Source organism: Aliarcobacter sp., from assembly GCF_041672065.1.
Classification (GTDB): Bacteria; Campylobacterota; Campylobacteria; order Campylobacterales; family Arcobacteraceae; genus Aliarcobacter; species Aliarcobacter skirrowii.
This window is the reverse complement of the sequence record NZ_JBAZAH010000079.1, coordinates 1-5,579: the sequence shown is the minus strand read 5'-3', so window position 1 is coordinate 5,579 and position 5,579 is coordinate 1. Positions and strand designations below refer to the sequence as shown.

Annotated in this window: 4 protein-coding genes and 1 pseudogene; 2 read left to right on the top strand and 3 right to left on the bottom strand. The window is 27.2% G+C overall.

Features of this window, described 5'->3' with window-relative positions; all coding sequences use genetic code 11:
• Nucleotides 1-1,401 (top strand): dihydrolipoyl dehydrogenase (lpdA, locus tag WC168_RS09165; protein WP_372618823.1); only part of this gene is annotated, 1,401 nt, incomplete at its 5' end.
• 171 nt (nt 1,402-1,572) lie between these two features.
• Here the strand turns inward: lpdA and WC168_RS09160 are convergent.
• The 3 genes and pseudogenes from WC168_RS09160 to WC168_RS09150 all read right to left on the bottom strand — a co-directional run bounded on the left by WC168_RS09160 (nt 1,573) and on the right by WC168_RS09150 (nt 3,949).
• Nucleotides 1,573-2,127, bottom strand: a complete 555-nt coding sequence (locus WC168_RS09160; RefSeq protein ID WP_372618821.1) for a hypothetical protein — start codon at nt 2,125-2,127, stop codon at nt 1,573-1,575.
• Between the two features lie 11 nt (nt 2,128-2,138).
• Nucleotides 2,139-3,392 (bottom strand): annotated as a pseudogene (locus tag WC168_RS09155) (MBOAT family protein); the annotation flags it as partial.
• Entirely contained in the window at nt 3,383-3,949 is a 567-nt protein-coding gene (locus tag WC168_RS09150; RefSeq protein WP_279134749.1) for a hypothetical protein, read from the bottom strand. The pseudogene WC168_RS09155 and the gene WC168_RS09150, both read right to left, overlap by 10 nt.
• Nucleotides 3,950-4,593: 644 nt before the next feature.
• On the opposite strand from WC168_RS09150, the gene WC168_RS09145 reads away from it, so the two are divergent.
• Nucleotides 4,594-5,579, top strand: a 986-nt coding sequence (locus WC168_RS09145; protein ID WP_372618818.1) for a tyrosine-type recombinase/integrase, incomplete at its 3' end; no start/stop codon positions are given.

Here is a 5,579-nt window from a genome sequence, read left to right as displayed (position 1 = left end):
GGAGCAGGACCTGGTGGTTATTCTGCTGCTTTTAGATGTGCGGATTTAGGATTTGAAACAACTATAGTTGAGAGATACTCAACTTTAGGTGGAGTTTGTTTAAATGTAGGTTGTATTCCTTCTAAAGCTTTACTTCATGTTGCAAAGGTTATTGAAGAGGCAAAACATATAAAAAATGCTGGAATATTTTATGAAGAGCCAAAAATTGATATAAAAAAAGTTGCAGAGTATAAAAGTGGTGTTGTAAAAAAACTAACTGGTGGTTTAGATGCAATGGCTAAAATGAGAAAAGTAAACCATATTCAAGGTTATGCAACATTTTTAGATGAACATAGTGTTGAAGTTGCTCTTACAAACAGTGATGAAAAAACAAAAGTAAGTTTTGATTACTGTATTATTGCAGCTGGAAGTCAAAGCTCTAAAATGTCATTTATTCCTCATGAAGATCCTAGAATTTGGGATTCAACAGATGCTTTAGAGGTAAAAGAAGTACCTAAAAAACTTTTAATTCTTGGTGGTGGAATTATTGGTCTTGAGATGGGTACAGTTTATTCAACTTTGGGAAGTCAAGTTGATGTTGCAATTCGTGGAGAGCAACTTATGACTGGAACTGATGCTGATTTGATAAAACTTTATACAAAAGCAAATAAAGATAGATTTAATATCATGAGTAAAACTCAAACTCAAAGTATAATTCCAAAACAAGATGGAATTTATGTAGAGTTTAAAGGTGAAAATGCACCTAAGGAAGGGATTTTATACGATGCAGTTTTAGTTGCTCTTGGAAGAAGTGCAAATGGAAACAAACTTGGACTTGAAAATACAAGTGTTGAAGTAAATGAACAAGGATTAATCAAAGTTGATAGTCAACTGCGAACAAAAGTGCCACATATATTTGCTATTGGAGATATTATTGGGCAACCTATGCTTGCACACAAAGCTGTTCATGAAGGGCATGTAGCTGCTGAAGTTATTGCTGGACATAAAGTTTATTTTGAACCAAAACAGATACCTTCTATTGCTTATACTTTCCCAGAAATTGCATGGGCTGGAATGACTGAAATTGAAGCTAAAAAAGCTGGTATTAACTATGAAGTTAGCTCATTTCCTTGGAGTGCAAGTGGAAGAGCACTAGCAAGTGATGTTTCAAATACAGGGCTTACAAAACTAATTTTTAATAAAGATACAAACCAGCTTATTGGTGGAGCTATTGTTGGAGAGAATGCTGGAGAGCTTTTGGGTGAAATCTCTCTTGCTCTTGAGATGGATTGTGATGCGCAAGATATAGCTCTTACAATTCACGCTCACCCAACTCTACATGAGTCTATTAGTATGGCTGCTGAGATTTATGAAGGAACTATAACAGATTTACCAAACGCAAAAGCTGTAAAGAGAAAATAATTTTATTTTTAGTTGTCCGATTTTTTCGGACAACTATGTTTTCTTAATTTAAAGGCTAATTTATCAATTGCTTTTATTCATTTTAAGTTGACTAAAATTTTTAGTCAACTTATTTTCTTTAATTTCAAATGGTGACAATTTGTCACCATTTCATTTTCTTCTTTTTTTAATTTACCAATCTTTTGCCCCATCTGACCATAAGCCATAAGCCCAGCATTTTCTAGATGGATCTATTAAAGCTTTATTTATTTTTTCTACACTTTTACAATCTTCTGGTGAATGAGAAATTAATTTATAATCTTTACCATTGGATTTATATAAATATTGAAAACTAGGATTATTTGTATTTCTTGGATCTATTGGTAATTTATTTATATATTTAGGACTTAACCCTTTAATCCAATCATTACCACTGTATCCATATTTTGAATATATACCATCAAATCCTTGACTTATAGGTACTGCTAAATTTAATACTGACTTATTAGTTATCTCTGAAATTTTTTCTGAATTAATCCCAAAAAGTGAATTTGATCCACTAACTATAATTATTTTATTTTGATTACCAATGTCTAAAACTTTTTTATCTTTAATTTGGTACATTGGTTCAATCCATGATTCAGATTTTACATTTGCCCCTAATTGATAATAAAATGATGTTATATACATTATAAGTAAAGTAATTAAATTCAAAAATATAAAAATTATAAATCTTTTTTTATTCATTATCATCAACCTTAAAAATTAAAATACAAAAATTCAGATTTTATATTTGTACCAAAAAATCCAATTATCATTGATATAAAAATAATTATTGCTATGTATAAAGAATTTAAATAAGTAAATTTGTATTTATTAAACTCCATACTATTTCTAAACCCTAAAACTAAAACAAATGCTAAAACAATCATCTCTAACATATAAATATTTACAATTCCAGTATATTTTACTCCTGTTAATTTAAAGTAATTTATCATTGGATTCAAATAGTTAATAACATTTGCAAACTCTTGAGAAATTACCAAATTACCTTTAAACATCCCCTTTAATACTTTCATAGCACTCTCAAAATCTTTTGCTCTAAAAAATATCCATGTTATATTTATAAAGTTAAATGTAATAAACCATGCGAACCAAGTCCACATTTTAAACCCTAAGCTTTGCCATAATCTATGAATTGCAAGTGCAATACCATGCAATGCTCCCCAGATGATAAATGTCCATCCTGCTCCATGCCATAGTCCACCTATTAAAAAAGTAGAAAGTAAATTTACATATGTTCTTGCATTACCTTTTCTATTTCCACCTAGAGGAATATAGATATAATCTCTTAAAAATCTAGATAATGTCATATGCCATCTTCTCCAGAAGTCTTGAATGCTTAAAGCTTTATATGGAGAGTTAAAGTTAATTGGAAGTTTAATATTAAACATTAAAGAAATTCCAATAGCCATATCACAATATCCACTAAAATCAAAGTATAGTTGGAAAGTATAACTTAAACTTGTTGCCCATGCTTCTATTAAATTTAAAGTTGTTGCTGTATCAAATCCAGCTGTTGCCCAAGGAGCAAATGTATCTGCAATTACAACTTTTTTAAACAATCCTATTGAGAATATAAACAGACCCAATGCTATATTTCTATAATTTTTAACCCAGTTATATTTACTTGCAAATTGAGGCATCATCTCTTTATGATGTAAAATTGGACCTGCAAGTAAGTGTGGAAAGTATGTTACAAACAGCATATAGTTTACCAAACTATACTCTTTGGCTTCCTTTCTATATGCATCTACTAAAAATGCTATTTGAGTAAATGTAAAGAAGCTAATACCTAAAGGAAGAATTATATGAGGTAAAGGAATATTAGAGCCAAATATTCCATTAAAGTTTTCAAGCAAGAAATCTGTATATTTAAAGTATCCTAACAATCCTACATTAAATAGTATTCCAAATATTAAAATACTTTTTGAAGATAACTTTATCTCTTTTTTAGTAGCTTATCTAAAGTTTTAATAATCTCATTATTTTGTTTTATAAGATATTTTACTTCTGGAATTAAATTCTCTCTATTTGACAAATCTCTTTCTATCCATTTACTAGGATGTTCTCCACTATTATAAGTTTTAAGAGTTTGATTTATATTTGAAGTTAAATTTGCAACTGCTTGTCTAGTTCTTGCTGTATCTAATCTTATTTTACTTAACTCATCAATTTCAATTTTATAATCTTCAGATAAACTAGATTTTAATCTCTCTCTTGCAAAAGAAGATAAATTTTCATAGCCCTCTTCTAAAGCCTTTTTTGTAAATAATATTTTATCTTCCAAGCTAATTCTAACTTCAATTTTACTGTTTCTAATTTCATTTGGATTTGATTTAATTTGTACGTTATTTAATTGGCTTCTATAATTTTCTGAAAAATCTTTTTTCATTCTAGCTCTGAAAAATTCTGAGAATGTTTTATAGCCCTCTTTTTTTGCAATTTTATATAACTCTTCTTTTTCTTCTAAATCTTCCAATCTTATTTTAATTACAACTTCTTTCATTTTATGCCTTTTTCTTTATTTTAACATATCATTTTTTAAAAAGGATACAAAGTAAGACAATAAACAGTATCCTGCCTCTCTTCTTTTCTTTCTTTTTTTTACAAATTGACAAATTTGGAAAAAAAACGGCTCTTTTTGTGGTTGCTGTATCTTTTTTGACGGTTGCTCCTCTTTTTTTTGTGGTTGTTGGTGTTTATTCTATGGTTGCTATCTCTTTTTTTATGGTTGCTGTAGATTTTAAAGTTTTTTTAGTTATTTATAATTACTAATTCAATTATAAAGTACGATATAAAATAGTATATATAATTAATTTATATATTTGATAATAGCTGAAATAAATAATTTTATTAAATATAAAGAGACACCTGTAAGGATACCTAAATAATATTTTTTGCGATTTTAGTTAGAGTTTGTTTATGTCAATACCGATATAATAAGGTTTATTTAATGGCGACCCCAGCATGATTCGAACACGCGTCATTAGGAGGAAATCTTTATGTCTTATATATTCATTTATTTACAATTTTAAATAAATAGTCTATATTATAAGGCTTTTAAGCTTTTATATATTAAGATTACTTTTATATATTTACATATATTAACAAAACAAACTACACCCCAAACTGTACACTAAAGGAAAATTTATGGCTTTACCAAAATTAACTCTTACTAATTATAAAGGAATTTATTTTTATAAAGACAACTATAAAGGTAAAGTTTTTGTAGGTATATTTGAAGTTAATAAAAAAAGATATAAAAGAGTTTTAGGTTATGAAAATGATGAATTTAAAACAAATGCAAAAATTGCATTTTTAAAAAAAGAAGAGTTAAAAAATGATATTTTAAATAACAACTATATAAAAAAAGATTTAACTTTTAAAGAGCTATTTAAAATATATATAGAACATTTAGAAAATTCTAAATCAGTATCTAGTAGAACAATTTTAGCAAAGCAAAGTAATTATAAAACTCATTTTAAATCTGTATTTGATAATTTATATATTAATAATATACAAGCTTTTCAGATTCAAAATTTAGCTAATACTTTATTAAAATCAAAAGCTCCAAAAACTGTTGATAATTTATTAGCTGACCTATCTGCTATTTTTAAATATGCTATGAAAAATAAATATATAACTAATAATCCAGTTTTATTAGTAGATAAACCAAAATATGACAATTTAAGAGATTATCCATTAAACATAGATGAATCAAAAAGATTATTTAGAGCTATTATAGATTTTAAAGAACCATTATACAAAGAGATATTTACATTTTTACTTCATGGTAGAAGAAAAGATGAAGTTCTTAGTTTAACTTGGGATATGATTGATTTAGAGAAAAGAGTTTATTACATTGGATTTGAGATTAACAAAGCTAAAAAAAATATGAGTTATGAGATTACAGATGAACTATATGAAATTTTAGCAAATAAGAAAGATAAAACTGGTTATGTTTTTAAATCTTTAGTAACTGGAGATAAAGTTAAAAATCTAAGATGGGCTTGGAAAAGAATATTGGAAGCTGCTGAAATTACAAAACCTATAAGAATACATGATTTAAGACATTTAATTGGTGAAATATCATTAAATGAAACAGATAATAGTATGGAAGTAGTTGCTGCTATTTT